Annotated in this window: 13 protein-coding genes; 9 read left to right on the top strand and 4 right to left on the bottom strand. The window is 66.9% G+C overall.

Annotated features, from left to right (window positions below; translation table 11 throughout):
- Window positions 1-49: 49 nt before the first annotated feature.
- The gene (locus tag GGD61_RS05215; protein ID WP_092260695.1) at window positions 50-958 is read right to left on the bottom strand and encodes a PaaI family thioesterase; all 909 of its coding nucleotides are present in this window, start codon (window positions 956-958) and stop codon (window positions 50-52) included.
- A gap of 116 nt (window positions 959-1,074) precedes the next feature.
- Here GGD61_RS05215 and GGD61_RS05210 point away from each other — a divergent pair, with 116 nt between their 5' ends.
- Entirely contained in the window at window positions 1,075-1,395 is a 321-nt protein-coding gene (locus GGD61_RS05210) for a hypothetical protein (RefSeq protein ID WP_165637419.1), read from the top strand.
- A gap of 176 nt (window positions 1,396-1,571) precedes the next feature.
- Here GGD61_RS05210 and GGD61_RS05205 read toward each other — a convergent pair whose 3' ends face one another.
- Complete coding sequence (locus tag GGD61_RS05205) at window positions 1,572-3,041, bottom strand: amidase (RefSeq protein ID WP_183230401.1); 1,470 nt, start codon at window positions 3,039-3,041, stop codon at window positions 1,572-1,574.
- 1,210 nt (window positions 3,042-4,251) lie between these two features.
- Between GGD61_RS05205 and GGD61_RS05200 the strand changes: the two genes are divergently transcribed.
- The 4 genes from GGD61_RS05200 to GGD61_RS05185 all read left to right on the top strand — a co-directional run bounded on the left by GGD61_RS05200 (window position 4,252) and on the right by GGD61_RS05185 (window position 9,216).
- The gene (locus tag GGD61_RS05200; protein WP_183230400.1) at window positions 4,252-6,588 is read left to right on the top strand and encodes a Tex family protein; all 2,337 of its coding nucleotides are present in this window, start codon (window positions 4,252-4,254) and stop codon (window positions 6,586-6,588) included.
- Window positions 6,589-6,883: 295 nt separating this feature from the next.
- Window positions 6,884-7,366 carry a hypothetical protein gene (locus GGD61_RS05195; protein WP_018317259.1) on the top strand — a complete coding sequence of 161 codons (483 nt, stop codon included), beginning with the start codon at window positions 6,884-6,886 and terminating at the stop codon, window positions 7,364-7,366.
- A gap of 100 nt (window positions 7,367-7,466) precedes the next feature.
- Window positions 7,467-8,159, top strand: a complete 693-nt coding sequence (locus GGD61_RS05190) for a response regulator transcription factor (RefSeq protein WP_018317258.1) — start codon at window positions 7,467-7,469, stop codon at window positions 8,157-8,159.
- Window positions 8,146-9,216, top strand: coding sequence for a HAMP domain-containing sensor histidine kinase (locus GGD61_RS05185; RefSeq protein WP_183230399.1), 1,071 nt, complete (start codon window positions 8,146-8,148; stop codon window positions 9,214-9,216). The genes GGD61_RS05190 and GGD61_RS05185 overlap by 14 nt, the downstream gene beginning before the upstream one ends.
- Here GGD61_RS05185 and GGD61_RS05180 read toward each other — a convergent pair.
- Both GGD61_RS05180 and GGD61_RS05175 read right to left on the bottom strand, forming a co-directional pair.
- Window positions 9,211-9,582 (bottom strand): response regulator transcription factor, encoded by a 372-nt coding sequence (locus GGD61_RS05180; RefSeq protein WP_018317256.1) that lies wholly within the window; start codon window positions 9,580-9,582, stop codon window positions 9,211-9,213. The two genes, GGD61_RS05185 and GGD61_RS05180, sit on opposite strands and share 6 nt — an antisense overlap.
- On the bottom strand, window positions 9,579-10,445 hold the full coding sequence (locus GGD61_RS05175; RefSeq protein WP_183230398.1) for a S1C family serine protease: 867 nt from the start codon (window positions 10,443-10,445) through the stop codon (window positions 9,579-9,581). Before GGD61_RS05175 ends, GGD61_RS05180 begins: the two co-directional genes overlap by 4 nt.
- A 184-nt stretch (window positions 10,446-10,629) precedes the next feature.
- Between GGD61_RS05175 and GGD61_RS05170 the strand changes: the two genes are divergently transcribed.
- The 4 genes from GGD61_RS05170 to GGD61_RS05155 all read left to right on the top strand — a co-directional run bounded on the left by GGD61_RS05170 (window position 10,630) and on the right by GGD61_RS05155 (window position 16,251).
- The gene (locus GGD61_RS05170; protein ID WP_183230397.1) at window positions 10,630-11,595 is read left to right on the top strand and encodes a VOC family protein; all 966 of its coding nucleotides are present in this window, start codon (window positions 10,630-10,632) and stop codon (window positions 11,593-11,595) included.
- 56 nt (window positions 11,596-11,651) lie between these two features.
- Complete coding sequence (locus GGD61_RS05165) at window positions 11,652-12,527, top strand: dihydrodipicolinate synthase family protein (protein WP_183230396.1); 876 nt, start codon at window positions 11,652-11,654, stop codon at window positions 12,525-12,527.
- 169 nt (window positions 12,528-12,696) lie between these two features.
- On the top strand, window positions 12,697-13,800 hold the full coding sequence (locus GGD61_RS05160) for a S1C family serine protease (protein WP_018317252.1): 1,104 nt from the start codon (window positions 12,697-12,699) through the stop codon (window positions 13,798-13,800).
- 126 nt (window positions 13,801-13,926) lie between these two features.
- Window positions 13,927-16,251, top strand: coding sequence for a xanthine dehydrogenase family protein molybdopterin-binding subunit (locus tag GGD61_RS05155; protein ID WP_183230395.1), 2,325 nt, complete (start codon window positions 13,927-13,929; stop codon window positions 16,249-16,251).
- Window positions 16,252-16,254: the final 3 nt, after the last annotated feature.

Below are 16,254 nucleotides of genomic sequence, written 5' to 3'. Positions count from 1 at the left end.
GACGTGCTATCGTTGTGGCCGGGGCTGCGGCCGTCAAGTCAAAATGCGCTTATTCCTCGTCACTTCCTGGCGTCGGGCGCAGCATGAAATGGCCGAAGGCGGTGGCGATCGGCTTGTCCGCATCGTCCTGCCAGGCGCGCGCCTCGAAGGCGACGATGCGCCGGCCCTGCTTGACGATCGAAACGTTGGCAAACGTATCGAGCGCACGGCCGGAGCGCAGATAGTTGACGGTGAGCCCGATCGGCTTCGGCGGCGCGGCGGCGCCGAGCTCGCGCCCGACGCCGATGATGGCCGTGGTCTCGAGGAAGGCCCCAGTCATGCCGCCGTGGATCGCGGGCAGGATCGGGTTGCCGATGATGATTGGCGAGAACGGCATCGTCAGCGTGCCGTCGTCATTGACGCAGATGCCGAGCGCGCGCGCGAACGGGCTGCGCGCGAACGGGCCATCCGGATCTTCCGGCGCCTCCAGCACCGGGATGCTGCGCGCATCCATCCTGCGGTCGGCGAGCATGTTGGTGCGGTTGGCACCGATCATGAAGCAGGCGGTCGCAGTCGCCACCGGATCGTCCTCGGATTCTTGATAGGCGGTGGAGCGCACGAAGGCGATCGAGCGCGTGGTGCGGTAGCACACCGAATGCGCCTTGATGTCGAGGCCCGGCGTCGCCGGCTTCTGATAGTCGATGCGCAGGTCAAGGGTTGCGATCGCGCGCGTGCCGTCGAGCGCAAGTTGCACCGCCATGCCGCAGCTCTCGTCCAGCATCGCGGTGACGACACCGCCATGCAGCACGCCGGTCTCGGTGTCGCCGACGAAGACGGGCCGGTAGGGCAGGCTCGACCAGGCCTCAGCTGGTGCAAAGCGATCCAGCTGGAGCCCGCTGATATGGCCGTAATCGGAGCGGCGGCCCTTGATGGCGTCGGCGAGTTCCTCGAATGGGAGCGTGGTCGGTATGGTGCTCATGGGGACGTTTTAGACCAGTGTCGGGCGCCGCGCAAAACCCCGAATTGGCCTCGACAGAGCAGGCCGAAGCACCGATGGTGGGCGCTCCGTTCGCCGACTAGCCGCAAGGAGCGCCCATGGCCGACCCCGAAACGCCTGCCAACAATCAGGGGCCCGTCACCATTTCGAGCTCCAGCTCGGAGCGGGCGCCGATCATCTATTTCGACGGCGCGTCCTGCTTCGGTCATCACAACGGCGCGATCCAGATCGAGCTCGCCGCGAACTTGCTCATGCCGGTCGGTGCCGCGGTCAGGGTCGACGTGATCCAGACCGCGCACCTGCGCTGCAGCGTGGCCGCCGCGCTGGCGCTGCGCGAAGCCCTCGACAAGGCGCTGGCGATGTACCGGCAGGGCCAGCAGCAGCCGGTGACGGAGGAGATCCCGACGGTGAAGAATTGAAGCTGGTGGTGCGACTGCGTCGGCCTTCATGGTTCGAGACGCGCCGCAAGGCGGCGCTCCTCACCATGAGGGTCTAAGATATCGCTGCGAAATCAGACCTCATCCTGAGGAGCCCGCCAACGGCGGGCGTCTCGAAGGATGGCCGCAAGCGCAAGGCTGAAACAAACAGCCAAGCCTCAGCCTACATGCACCTTCGGCTTCTTGCCGCCGTTCCACTTGCCGTCGAGCGCGCGCTCGATCTGGGCGGCGAGTTGCAGCAGCAGGCCGTCATTGGCCTGCTTGGCGATGGCCTGGATGCCGAGCGGCAGGCCGTGGTCTTGCGTTGCCATCGGCATCGAGATCGCCGGCATGCCGCAGAGATTGGCCAGCGGCGTGAAGGCAAAGAAGCGCCAGAGATTGTCGAACCAGTCGCGCACATCGGGGTTGTCGGAAATGGTGAGATATTCTCTGGTGCCGACCTTCGGTGTCGGCAGCGCAGTGATCGGCGTCAGGATCACGTCCCATTGCTCGAAGAAGGTGCCGAAGCCGCGCGATGTGGTGTTGAATACGCCCTGCATCTTGGCACGCTCGGCGAAACTGGTGTGCCGGCCGGCTTCCCAGATGCGGATGTTCATCGGCTCGATCAGATCCTCCGGCGGCTTTTCCAGCCCGCGGGCGGCGAGCATGTTGGAGATCACCACGGCGAAGTTCGAGATGTAGCAGGTGGTCTGCGCCTCGAATGCAGCGGGAAGGTCGATCTCCGGCAGCGCATAGTCGACGTGATGGCCGAGGCCTTCGAGGAAGCGTCCGGCCTTCTCCAGCTCGGCTGCGATCTCGGGCGTCGCGGTGTAGTTGCCCCATGTATGGGACAATGCGATGCGCAGCTTCGAGGGATCGCGCTTGATCATCTCGGAATAAGGCTGCGCCGTGGTCCAGAACGGCATGAACTCGCCGGGCGCAGGCCCGCGGGTATGATCGACGAAGGCGGCGGTGTCGCGCACGCTGCGCGACTGGCAGCCCTGGATCGAGACGAGGCCGGTGAGGTCGGACATGTGCGGGGCGAGCGAGAACACGCCGCGCGAGACCTTCAGCCCGATATTGCCGTTGACGCCGGCGGGAATGCGGATCGAGCCGCCGCCGTCGGTCGCATGCGCGATCGGCACCACGCCGGCCGCGACCATCGCGGCGCTGCCCGCCGAGGAGCCGCAGGTGGTGTAGTCGGTATTCCAGGGATTGCGGGTGACATAGACTGCCGGATTGTCGGCCGAAGAGCACACGCCGAATTCCGGCGTCGTGGTGCGTCCGATCAGGTTGAGCCCCGCCTGGCGGAATTTACCGGTGAGGAACGTATCGGCCGCGGCGCGATTGCCGCGCATCAACAGCGAGCCCATTTCCTGCAGCCGGCCCTTCATGGTCGGCCCGAGGTCCTTCATCAGGAAGGGCAGGCCGGCGAACGGACCTGCGAGATTGGCGCCGTCCTTGGCGGGATCGGCGATCACGTCCTCGAACAGCTCGACCACGCCCGACAGCGCCGGATTGACCTTGGCGACACCAGCGGCGGCCTGGCGCGCCAGCTCCTTCGCCGTCAGCTCGCCCTTGCGGACCCGCCCCGCCAGCGCGACGCCATCGTGCTGCGCCCATTCCGTCCAGCTCATCGGCAACGTCATGAAGTCCTGATCTCCTTAAGATGCGGCGCCACCTTTTTCGCAAGGGACCGCTTGAATCAACTGAGCCGGCACGAGGGGCAGGGTTGCACGGGGCGGAGAGGTCGCAAGGCGGCGTCATCCCAATCCGGCAGTTGTCCGATCGTTGCAACCCGGAGGAGCCTGTAGCCCGGATGGAGCGCAGCGTAATCCGGGGCCGCTCGCCCGGCATCCGGCACCGTCCCGGATTACGCTGGCGCTCCATCCGGGCTACGCCATCGTTGCTGTGTCGCCCGCTGTCAATTGCCGCGCACAAAAATATTCCACTTTACCGAAATTCGGTTTCGGCGTATGTGTCGCCCATCCTGATCCGGCGAAAGGGGCGGTCGTACGTCGTCACGAGCCGCGGATCGGGGAGCGGTGGACGCGCAGCGTCGTGCACGAGAGGCGGGAGCAGGGCGGGATGACCCCCGTGAGGTCCAGGCTTCGTGCGGACGAACGGCGCTTCAAGCGTACGGCCAAATCGCGTGGTCCTGGCTGTCGTTGCTACAGCCAAGCCTTGCGGAGGTGCGCCGAGCCCGACCGGGCGAAGCGCGCCGCCATCCGTGAGGTGACGGAGGCAAGCAGGAACTCGTCTCCGGGGAGAGCGCGCCATAGGCCGTCAAACATCGCGCAGGGAAGGCCGGACGTTTCGGCTTCACCTGTTGATCCGTTGTGCATTGCGTGTGCATCTCATCGCACGACGGACCCGCGGGTGCCAGCCGGCGCCCGGCCTTCCCTGCGCCCTTTCGTTGAGGGCGCGATGCGGAGCGCAAAGCTCGGGCGGAAGCGCCGCGAGGAGGTGAAGGCATGTCTGCAACACACAACCGGCGTCGTGGGGTGGGCAAAGCGACTTGTCCGCCATAGCTCGAAGAGCGACGGCGGAAGCGTGCCCACGCATCTCGTGCCGCGTTTGAAATTGGTGGGCACGGCGCGGTGCGCCTTTGCCTACCCTACGGCACCGTGTCTGCCGCATAGACTCGGTGTCATCGCCCGCGCAGGCGCATCCGGGATCCGCGAGGGTGTTCGCGCGCCGTCCCCACGAATGTGGCGAGATCGCATCGGTTCGACAAAAAATCCCCTGTCGACGGTCCGCCGCAGTACCTTGATGAATCAACCCCGGTTGGTCCATAAGCGGCGTCCCGTGGCCGGTGGTTCGCCCCCGCGTTGCGTGCTTGGATAGAGGAATTCTCGCGTGGCAAATATCAACCAGAAAATTGCGCAGGAGCTTGGGGTTCGGGCGGAGCAGGTCGAGGCGACGGTGACGCTGCTCGATGGCGGCGCCACGGTTCCCTTCATCGCCCGCTACCGCAAGGAAGCGACCGGTGCGCTCGACGACGCGCAATTGCGCACCCTGGAGGAGCGCCTGGGTTACCTGCGCGAGCTCGAGGATCGCCGCAAGGCCATCCTCGAATCAGTCCGCGAGCAGGGCAAGCTCGATGCGGCGCTCGAGGCCTCGATTCTCGCCGCCGACAGCAAGGCCCGCCTCGAAGACATCTATCTGCCGTTCAAGCCGAAGCGCCGCACCAAGGCGGAGATCGCCAAGGAGGCCGGCCTCGAGCCGCTCGCCAACCAGTTGGTGGCGGAGCCCACCAACGATCCGAAGGTGGTGGCCGAAGGCTTCATCAACGCCGAGAAGGGCGTTGCGGATGCCGCCGCCGCGCTGGACGGCGCCCGCGCCATCCTGGTCGAACGCTTCGACGAGGACGCCGACCTGATCGGCGCGCTTCGCGAGGAGATGTGGACTAACGCGCGCATGGCCTCCAAGGTGCGCGACGGCAAGAAGACCGAGGGCGAGAAGTTCGCCGACTATTTCGAGTTCTCCGAGCCGCTGACCAAGCTGCCCTCGCACCGCATCCTCGCGATGTTCCGCGGCGAGAAGGAGGAGATTCTCGACCTGCAGATCCAGGCCGAGGCCGAGGCGCCGCCGCCCGGCGTGCCGAGCGCCTATGAACTGAAGATCATGAAGCGGTTCGGCATCGCCGACCTCAAGCGCGCCGGCGACCGCTGGCTGATCGACACCGTGCGCTGGGCCTGGCGCACCAAGATCCAGGTGCATCTCAATATCGACCTGCGCATGCGGCTGTGGAACGCCGCCGAGACCGAGGCCGTGCGCGTGTTCGCCTCCAATTTGCGCGATCTCCTGCTGGCCGCGCCGGCCGGCACCCGCGTCACCATGGGGCTCGACCCCGGCTATCGCACCGGCGTCAAGGTTGCCGTCACCGATGCCACCGGCAAGGTCGTCGATACCGCCGTGATCTATCCGCACGAGCCGCAGCGGCAGTGGAACGAGTCGCTTGCGATCCTCGGCAAGCTCGCATTGAAGCATCGCGTCGAGCTGATCGCGATCGGCAACGGCACCGCCTCGCGCGAGACCGACAAGCTCGCGGGCGATCTCGTCAAGGGGCTGGCCGAGCTGAAGATGACCAAGATCGTGGTGTCGGAAGCCGGCGCGTCGGTCTATTCGGCCTCGGCTTTCGCCTCGGAGGAGTTGCCCGGTCTCGACGTCACCCTGCGCGGCGCGGTCTCGATCGCGCGGCGTCTGCAGGATCCGCTCGCCGAGCTCGTCAAGATCGAGCCCAAGGCGATCGGCGTCGGCCAGTATCAGCACGATCTCGGCCAGGCCAAGCTCGCAAAGTCGCTCGACGCCGTGGTCGAGGACTGCGTGAACGCCGTCGGTGTCGACGTCAACACCGCGTCCGCACCGCTGCTTGCCCGCGTGTCGGGCGTCGGCTCAGGCCTGGCGCAGAGCATCGTGGCGCATCGTGACGCCAACGGCCCGTTCAAGTCGCGCAAGGCACTCAAGGACGTGCCGCGGCTCGGACCGAAGGCGTTCGAGCAGTGCGCCGGCTTCCTGCGCATCCTCGGCGGCGAGGACCCGCTCGACGCCTCCGGCGTGCATCCGGAAGCCTATCCGGTGGTGCGCCGGATCCTCAGCGCCACCAAGAGCGACATCAAGGCGCTGATTGGCAGCAGCGAGATCGTGCGCACCTTGAAGCCGAAGGATTTCGTCGACGAGACTTTTGGTCTGCCGACCGTCACCGACATTTTGAAGGAATTGGAAAAGCCCGGCCGCGATCCGCGTCCGGCGTTCAAGGCCGCCGTGTTCAAGGAAGGCGTCGAGGAGATCAAGCACCTGCAGAAGGGCATGATCCTTGAGGGCACCGTGACCAACGTCGCCGCCTTCGGTGCCTTCGTCGACATCGGCGTGCACCAGGACGGCCTCGTGCACATCTCCGCGATGTCCAAGACCTATATCAAGGACCCGCGCGAGGTGGTGAAGCCCGGCGACATCGTCAAGGTCAAGGTGCTGGACTTCGAGGTCGCCCGCAAGCGCATCTCGCTGACCTTGCGTCTCGACGACGAGGTCGGCGCCAAGAAGGACGCCCCCGGCATGCAGCGCGACAACAGCTCGCGCAACCCGTCACGCATGACGTCGTCCGCACCGCGCAAGCAGGAATCCTCCGGCGGCGGCGCCCTCGCCGAAGCGCTGCGCCGCGCGGCGGAGAAGAACAACGGCAAGCGGGCGTAGCTTTCAACCTCTCCCCGCTCTTTGCGGGGAGAGGTCAACTGCTGGATGTACGGAGAGCTCTCTCCACATCGTCATTGCGAGCGCAGCGAAGCAATCCAGAATCCCTCCTCGGAACGACTCTGGATTGCTTCGTCGCCAGGGCTCCTCGCAATGACGGGGAGAGAGTTGGGCTCCGCCTCCCTAACACTCGCGTCAGAATCTGGCGCGTTTGTAAGTTGAAGGCGCCGATCTCTTGCTCTCATCTGATCATCCTCGTGCGACGCGCTAACCGCCGCACTGCAAGGAGGATGCTTCGATGAACAACAGGCTTCTCAAAGGCCTCACCGCGGTGACGATCGCCGCGGCGATGGCGCTCGCTTCACCGGTGCTCGCCCGTGGCGGCGGCGGACATGGCGGCTTCGGCGGCGGCGGTCATTTCGGCGGCGGTGGACATTTCGGTGGCGGCATGCACGCAGGCGGCTTCGGCGGCATGCGCGCCGGCGGGATGGGCGGTGCGCGCTTCGCCCATGTCGGCGGTCCTGCCTTTGGCGGTGCACGCTTCGCTCATGCCGGCGGTCCCGCTTTTGGCGGCGCACGCTTCGCCCATGCGGCGATCGGGCCGCGTTTCGCCGGGGCCGGCTGGCACGGCCATCGCGGCTTCCACCATCATCACCATTTCCGTCGTTTCGCCGTCTTCGGCGCGCCCTTCATCTACGCCGGCTACAACGATGGCTGCTGGCGCAGGAGCTGGACGCCCTATGGATGGCAATGGGTCAATGTGTGCGGAGACTATTGGTAGTCGCATCGCCGTACCGCACCATTGTCGCGATCGCCACCGGGCGGTTCCGTCCAGCCCCGGAACGGGATAGTCTGGTGGCGATTGTCGCGCGGAGTTTTGCATGACCGGAGGTCACCGTCGCATCCTGGTCGTCGAGGACGATCCGGAAACAGCAGGCCAGCTCGTCGAGGAATTGACGACCTCCGGCTACGACGTCGATCTCGCAGCTAGCGGCCGCGAAGCCCTCAGCCACGGCGCCGCGCGCGACTATGCCGTGATCACGATCGACCGCATGCTGCCCGATATCGACGGCATCAGCGTGATGCGGCAATTGCGGGACGACGGCGTTGCCGCGCCGTTCCTGATCATCTCCGCGCTCGGCGAGGTCGACGATCGCGTGCGCGGCCTGCGCGCCGGCGGCGACGACTATCTCGTCAAGCCGTTCTCCTTCACCGAATTGCTGGCTCGGCTCGAGGCGCTGGGCCGCCGCAGCGAGACCATCGCCAAGGAGACGCTGCTGCGGGTCGGCGACCTCGCCATCGACCTGATCGCGCGCAACGCCAGCCGCCGCGGCCGCAAGATCCCGCTGCTGCCGCGCGAGTTCCAGCTGCTCGAATATCTCGTCCGCAACGAGGGCCGCGTCGTCTCCCGCGCGATGCTGCTCCAGCACGTCTGGGACCTGCATTTCGACCCCTCCACCAACATCATCGACGTCTATGTCGGGCGCGTCCGTCGCAAGGTCGATGATGCCCAGGCCTATCCGCTGATCCACACCATCCGCGGCATCGGATATTGCCTCCGTGCTCCTGGTTAAGACGCTCCGCTCCTCCACCTTCCGCCTGGCGCTGATCGCGATCGCGGCGTTCGGGCTGATTGTCGCGGCGATCATGGCCTATGTCTATTTCGGCACGCTGGCCTATGTGGAGAGCCGGGTCGGCGACGCCGGCGATCACCGCGGTTTCACCGCGATGATCGAGCTTGCAATGGCGGCGGTTGCCGTGCTGCTGCTGGTGCTCGCCGGGCTTGCCGCCGTGCTGGTGACGCGGCGCACGGTCGGGCGGATCGAGGAGATCAACGCCACCAGCCGCGCCATCATGCTCTCAGGCCTCGACCAGCGCATCCCCTTGCGCGGCAGCCATGACGAATGGGACCGCGTCGCCGAAAACCTCAACCAGATGCTCGACCGCATCGAGACGCTGATGGGTGAGGTCAAGCAGGTCAGCGACAACGTCGCCCATGATCTGCGCACGCCGCTGACGCGGATGCGCGGCCGGCTGGAGAAGGCCTATCACCACCAACGCAACAGCGAGGCGGATGCCGCGCTGATCGGCGACACCATCGCCGATCTCGACGCCGTGCTCGGCATGTTCGCCTCCATCACCCGGATCTCCGAGATCGAGAGCCGCGCCCGCACCGGAGCCTTCCGCGCGCTCGATCTCGCCGAGATCGCCGGCGAGGTCGTCGAGCTCTATGACGCCGCCGCCGAGCAGGTCTCAACGCGCCTCAGCCTCGCCGGAGACCGCGAGGTGCCGATCACCGGCGATCGCGACCTGCTGTTCGATGCCATCGCCAATCTCGTCGACAATTCGATCAAGCACGGCTGCAAAGGCGGGCAGGTGACCGTGACGTGCCGCAGCGCCGATGGCGGTGCGGTGATCGCCATCGCCGACGATGGTCCGGGCATTCCCACTGAGGAGCGCGATCACGTCTTCAAGCGCTTCTACCGGCTCGAGCAGAGCCGCTACACGCCGGGCAACGGCCTTGGCCTCAGCCTCGTCGCTGCGGTCGCGCGCCTTCATGGCGCGGGCGTAGCGCTGCATGACAATGCGCCGGGCCTGACGGTCGAGCTCCGCTTCCCCGTGACATCATAGCTCGATCACGCCGCGGCGTGCCGCATGCGCCACCGCGTCGGTGCGGCCGGTGGCGTCCAGCTTGTCGAGCAGCGAGCCGACATGGAATTTGACGGTGTGCACGGAGATGCCGAGCCGGCGGGCAATCATCTTGTTGGAGGCACCCTCGGCCATCAGCGCCAGCACGTCGAGCTCGCGCTGCGTCAGCGCGATGTCGGCGGGCATCACGCGCGGATCGCGGGCGACGACGGTCGCCGTGGCAGCCTCGCCGGGCGCGGCAAGGCGAAGCCCGGCGACGCTGCCGAGCAAGGCCGCCAGGCGATCGGCGAGGGCGGGATCGTCAATCTCCAGGGCAAGCACGATCTCCGGCGTCCGGTCCTCGCTCACGCCTCCGGCCTCTCGCCGACCGTGACCTTGAAGCTGATCGGCTCGCCGCCGCGGCGCGCCGCGACGTCGACCACCGCGCCGACGCTCGAAGGACCCAGCGTTCGCGACAGCGCGCGCACGCCTGACAGCTTCTGGTCGTTAACTGCCACAATGACGTCGCCCTGGCGGATGCCGGCCGCGGCCGAAGGGCCGGCCTTGTCGACATTCATCACCATGGCGCCGATGCCGTCGTCGAGCCGGACCGGCTGGAGCCCGAGGCCGAGATATCCGCGCGCGATGCGGCCGCGCGTCTCGAGTTGCGCCGCGACGCGCTCGATCGTCGCCGTCGGGATCACCAGCACGCGCCGCGGCCCGAGCACGGCCATGCCAAAGGCTTCGCCCGATGCATCGAGCGCAAGGCCGCCCTGCTGGCTGCCGCGCAGGCGGACATCGAGCTCGATCCGCGCATCGATCTCGCCGCCGCGCAGGGAGCGCCAGCCGCTGCCGGACGCCGATACCATCCCCAGCGCGGCACTCGGCGTCTCGCGGTTGGTGGCCACCACGATCGACAACGCGCCGAGGGGCGGGACCGTGGCGGCGAGCTTGACCGGCGTAGCAGCGGCCTCAGTGCGCAGCAGCGCGATGTCGGTGGTGTGGTCGCGGCCGGCGATCGTGGCAGCCACGCGGCTGCCGTCGGCGAGACCGATCTCGACCTCGCCCTCGTCGGCCAGCGCCTCGTCGGCGGTGACGATCAGCCCCCCTTTCCAGACGAAGCCGGTCGCACGGGAGCGATGCGAGTGCACAGAGACGATTGCGGGCGCAGTGCGCGCCACCACATCCGCGAGGGCGGACGATAGTGAGGACAGGGGAGTTGGGTCAGTCATAGCTGGCTCCTATAAGCTGTCCTCAATCTGGGATGTCGCGGGGAATCGCGAAACTGGCCGGGTGGTCAGGACACCGCCTGTTACGGCCGACGAACATGTGATTGGGAGCCGCTCACGGGAACGTGTAGCAATCGGCCCGACATTGCGCCGCACGGCCCCAACCAGTTTCAGCGAGCCCTGACCGATGACCATCGACCTCACCCGCCGCACCCTGCTGCAACTCGCCGGCGCGACCTCGCTTGCGATGGCGGCCGCAGCTGCCGCGCGTGCCGAGGGCACGCCGCAGGGCGGCGGGCCGACCTATGCCAGCCGAACGCCGATGCGGGTCGGCATGGTGACGCTGCGGGTGAAGAATCTCGACAAGGTCGCGGACTACTATCGCGACGTGATCGGCCTCACCGTGATGGAGCGGTCGGCGACTGCGGCGAAGCTCGGTACATCAGGCGTCACGCTGCTGGTGCTGGAGGCCCGCCCCAATGCGGAAATCGAGCCGCGCAATGCCGCCGGCCTTTACCACACCGCCTTCCTGATGCCGACCCGTAAGGACCTGGCGCGCTGGCTGGTGCACGCGGCCTCGCACCGCGTGAAGCTGTCGGGCTTTGCCGATCACCTCGTCAGCGAATCCGTCTATCTCGACGATCCCGAAGGCAACGGCATCGAGGTCTATGCCGACCGCGATCCCTCGCAATGGCAATGGAGCGAGGGCAGCGTGAAGATGGCGTCCGACGAGCTCAACATTCCCGATCTCCTGTCGCTGACCAATACCCGCGTGCCAGATTACGCCAAGGCGCCGGACGGAATGCGCATCGGCCACATGCATCTGCGGGTCGGCGATCTCGCGCAGGCCGGAGGCTTCTATCATGGCGCGATTGGCCTCGATCCGACCCGCAGCCGCAGCGGCGCCGCGTTCCTGTCGTCGGGCCGCTATCATCATCACCTCGGCATCAACGTCTGGCAGAGCCAGGGCGCGGGCCAGCGCGACGACCAGATGACGGGTCTCGCCTGGTTCTCGCTGGTCATGGCCAAGCCGGAGCTGCTCGCCGCGCAGGAAGAGCGCCTGCGCAAAGGCGGTGCGAAGGTCACGGCGCTTGCCGACGGCGTGGAGGCGATTGATCCCTGGGGCACGCGGGTACGCTTGCTCAAGGTTTGATCGCGGGGGCGGGCATTGCTAAGACCCGTCGGGTGCCAGCTTCCGGAGCCCCCGACATGTCCGAATTCCACGGCGTCTTCCCCTATCTCGTCTCGCCCGTCGATGCCGACGGCACAGTGCGGACGAACGTGCTCGCAAAGCTCTGTGATGATCTGATCGGCGCCGGCGTGCACGGGCTGACGCCGCTGGGTTCGACCGGCGAGTTCGCCTATCTCAATGCCGCACAACGCACCGCGGTCGTGCAGACCACGATCGAAGCCGCGCAGGGCCGCGTGCCTGTTGTCGCTGGCGTCGCCTCGACCTCGACGGCGGATGCGGTGGCGCAGGCGAGGGCCTACCAGAAATGTGGGGCCGACGGCATCCTGGCGATCCTGGAGGCGTATTTTCCGCTGACTGACGGCCAAATCGAATCCTATTTCCGGGCCATCGCTGACGCCGTCGACATTCCCGTCGTCATCTACACCAACCCGCAATTCCAGCGCTCCGACCTCACCCTCGACACCATCGCGCGCCTCGCCGAGCACCCGCGCATCGGCTACATCAAGGACGCCTCGACCAACACCGGCCGGCTGCTCTCGATCATGAACCGCTGCGGCGATGCCTTGCGGGTGTTCTCGGCCTCCGCCCACATCCCGGCCGCGGTGATGCTGATCGGCGGGCTCGGCTGGATGGCGGGCCCGGCCTGCATCATCCCGCGCCAGAGTGTCGCGCTCTACGACCTCTGCAAGGCCGGCCGCTGGGACGAGGCGATGGCGCTGCAGCGCAGGCTGTGGCGCATCAACGAAGCCTTCGCCCGCTTCAACCTCGCAGCCTGCATCAAGGCGGGGCTTTCGATCCAGGGCTACGACGTCGGCGACCCCGTCCCGCCGCAGGCGGCGCTGACGGCCGAGGCGCGCAAGGTGGTGGAGGCGGCGCTGCGCGAGCTGACATAGCTCGTTGTCACGCGGCAATATGCCCCGGCGCTCGTGCGGGAGCCCCAAAAGTCCCAACCTGCGCAATCGAGAAACTTCCGAGCGTTTGCGACGTTGCCGCGTGAGCGATTTCTGTCCATGCAATGTGCATCTCAGAGCCCGCATTCAGCACAAGACACGGTGATCACCCATGAATCGTCGCTACGCGATTGCCGCGGCAGCCTTCGCCGCCCTGCTGCTCGCCGTCACGGCCGCGAAAATCCTGCATGTCCCGGTCTCCTATGCCCCATGGGCGGCACCCTCCGCACGCGCCGTCGAGCAGCGCGGCCCGCTGTCCGATGGCGAAAAGGCGACCATCGACATCTTTGAACGCGTGTCGCCCTCGGTCGTTCAGGTGGCGGTGAAATCGGCGGCGAGTCCGCTCATGGGCGAGGAAGGCCAGGGCGGCGGCGCGTCCGGCACGGGATTCGTCTGGGACCGCGAGGGCCATCTCGTGACGAACAATCACGTCGTGGCCAATGGTGGCGAGATCGCGGTGCGCTTCGCCTCAGGTGAAGTCGCGCAGGTCGACCTCGTCGGCACGGCGCCCAATTACGACCTCGCGGTGCTGAGGATCCGCAGCGTGCGCGAGCTCCCGCAGCCGGTGGCGCTCGGCAGTTCGAACGACCTGAAGGTCGGCCAATCCGCCTTTGCGATCGGCAACCCCTTCGGGCTCGATCAATCGATGACCTCTGGCATCATCAGCGCGCTCAAGCGCCGGCTTCCAACCCATGGCGGCCGGGAGATCGCCAACGTCATCCAGACCGATGCTGCGATCAATCCGGGCAATTCAGGCGGGCCGCTGCTGGACTCCGCCGGCCGGCTGATCGGCGTGACTACGGCGATCATATCGCCGTCCGGCTCGAATGCCGGCATCGGCTTCGCCGTGCCGGTCGATGTCGTGAACCGGATTGTCCCCGAGCTCATCCGCAACGGCCGCGTGCCGACGCCCGGCATCGGCATCGTCGCCGCCGGCGAGGATGTGTCGACGCGGCTTGGCGTCGAAGGCGTCATCGTGGTGCGGACGGCCCCCGGCAGCCCCGCCGAGCGGGCGGGGATTCGCGGCGTCAACTTTTCGACGGGAGCGGTCGGAGACATCATCACCGCGGTGGAAGGGAAGCCGGTGCGGCGCCTCTCCGATTTGACCGATGCGCTCGAGCAGGCCGGAGCGGGCAAGACCGTTCGCCTCACGGTCAAACGCGGCTCGGACAGCCGCGACGTCAATGTAGGCATCATCGATATCGAGCGTTCCTGACGGCGAATTCCACGCCCGCAAGGGGGGCAGACGCGCATTGCAGATGTGTCGCGGCTCGGTTGTCTGGCGCGCAAAATCGGTTAAAACCGCCGCGGTCGTTTTTGCGGATTTCGAGGACCCCACGGAATGAACATTCTTCCCGGCAATTTGCGTTTCGGAGCGGGGCAGCCCGTCAAGCGTTTGGAAGACCAGCGGCTGCTGACCGGGAAAGGGCAGTTCATCGACGACAAGCCGGGAGACGGCGCGCTGTGGTTGTACGTGCTGCGCTCGCCGCATGCCCACGCCAACATCGTCTCGATCGACACCAGCGCGGCGGCCGCGATGCCGGGCGTTGCCGCGATCTACACCGGCGCCGACCTCGTCAAGGACGACGTCGGCAGCATCCCGACGCTGAGCATCTTCAAGCGCCCCGACGGCAAGCCGATGACAGTGCCGCCGCGCCGGCTGCTCGCCCATGAGGTCGTCCGCTACGCCGGCGAGGCCGTGGCTGCCGTTGTGGCGTCGTCCCGCGTCGAGGCGCAGAGCGCAGCCGAGGCGATCGTGGTCGAGTACGACGTGCAGCCTGCGGTGGTCGACCCTGTCGAGGCCGTCAAGCCCGGCGCGCCCGTGGTGTGGCCGGAGGCGCCCGACAACATCGTCGGCGCGATGGCTTACGGCGATGCCGCCAAGGTGGACGAAGCGTTCGCCAAGGCCGCGCACACCGTCGAACTCGATCTCGTCAGCCAGCGCCTCGTGCCGTCCGCGATGGAGCCGCGCTCGACCATCGCCGAGATCGACAAGAAGACCGGCCGCCTGCTGCTGCATGTGCAGTCGCAGACCCCGGCCTCGACCCGCGACGTGCTCGCCGAGGCCGTGCTGAAGCGTCCCAAGGACAGTGTGCGTGTGCTGGTCGGCGATATCGGCGGCGGCTTTGGCCAGAAGACCAACCTCTATCCAGAGGACGGCATCGTCGCTTACGCCGCGACCAAGCTGAGCAAGAAGATCCGCTGGCGCGGCGATCGCACCGACGAATTCGTCGGTGGCACCCACGGCCGCGATCTCACTTCGACTGCCTCCTTTGCGCTGGACGAGAAGGGCAAGGTGCTGGCCTATCGCGTCAAGTCGATCGGCTGCACCGGCGCCTATTCCTCGGGCGCGGCGAACATCATCCCGCTGGTGCTCGGCCCGTTCGTGCAGACTGGCGTCTACGACCTGCCGCTGGTGCATTTCGAGGTGAAGTCGGTGATGACCCACACCGCGCCCGTCGGTGCCTATCGCGGCGCCGGCCGGCCCGAAGCGGTCTTCATCGTCGAGCGCCTGTTCGACGTCGCCGCGCGAAAGATCGGCATCGATCCGCGCGCGATCCGCAAAGCCAACTACATCAAGCCGGCGCAGCTGCCTTATACCAATGCGGCGGGCCAGGTTTACGATTCTGGCGCCTTCGCGCACATGCTCGACCGCGCCGTGAAGCTGGCCGACTGGGACGGCTTTGCCGCGCGCAAGAAGGCGGCGAAGAAGAAGGGCCTGCTCTACGGCCGCGGGCTCACCTCCTACATCGAATGGACCGGCGGCCGCGCCCACACCGAGAAGGTCAGCCTGCACGCGACCTCTCAAGGGCGCGTCGTGCTGCATTCCGGCACCATGGCGATGGGGCAGGGGCTGCAGACCACCTACACCCAGATGATCTCCGACACGCTCGGCATTGCCATGGACAAGATCGATGTCGTGCAAGGCGACACCGATCTCGCGATGGGCTTTGGCAGCGTCGGCTCGCGCTCGCTGTTCGTCGGCGGCACGGCGGTCGCGGTCTCCTCCAACGATCTGATCCAGAAGGCGCGCGAGAAGGCGGCGAACGTGCTGGAGACCTCGGTCGAGGACATCGAATATCAGGGCGGCATGCTGACCGTGGTCGGCACCGACCGCCGTATCAGCCTGTTCGACATCGCCGAAAAGGAGAGTGGCGCCAAGCTCAGCGTCGATTCCGAGGGCGAGGTCGATGGTCCGAGCTGGCCGAACGGCACGCATATCTGCGAGGTCGAGATCGATCCCGAAACCGGCGTCTCCAAGGTCGTGCGCTACACCACGGTCGACGATGTCGGGGTCGCCGTGAACCCGATGCTGGTGACGGGGCAGATCCATGGCGGCGTCGCGCAGGGCATCGGTCAGGCGCTGTATGAAGGTGTCTCGTATGATGCCGACGGCCAGCTCCTCACCGCGAGCTACCAGGACTATTGCATCCCGCGCGCCGACGACGTGCCGCCGATCGTGGTGACGCTGGATGATTCCGCGCCCTGCCGCACCAATCCGCTCGGGGCCAAGGGCTGCGGCGAGTCCGGTGCCATCGGCGGCCCGCCCTGCGTCACCAACGGCGTGATGGACGCGCTCGCCGAGCTCGGCGTCACCCAGCTCAATACGCCGCTGACACCGCAGAAGATCTGGCAGGCGATCCGGGAGGCGAAGGCGGCGGGTTAGCGT

The organism is Bradyrhizobium sp. SBR1B, from assembly GCF_014198205.1.
GTDB lineage: Bacteria > Pseudomonadota > Alphaproteobacteria > Rhizobiales > Xanthobacteraceae > Bradyrhizobium.
This window is presented reverse-complemented; position numbering and strand designations above follow the sequence as displayed.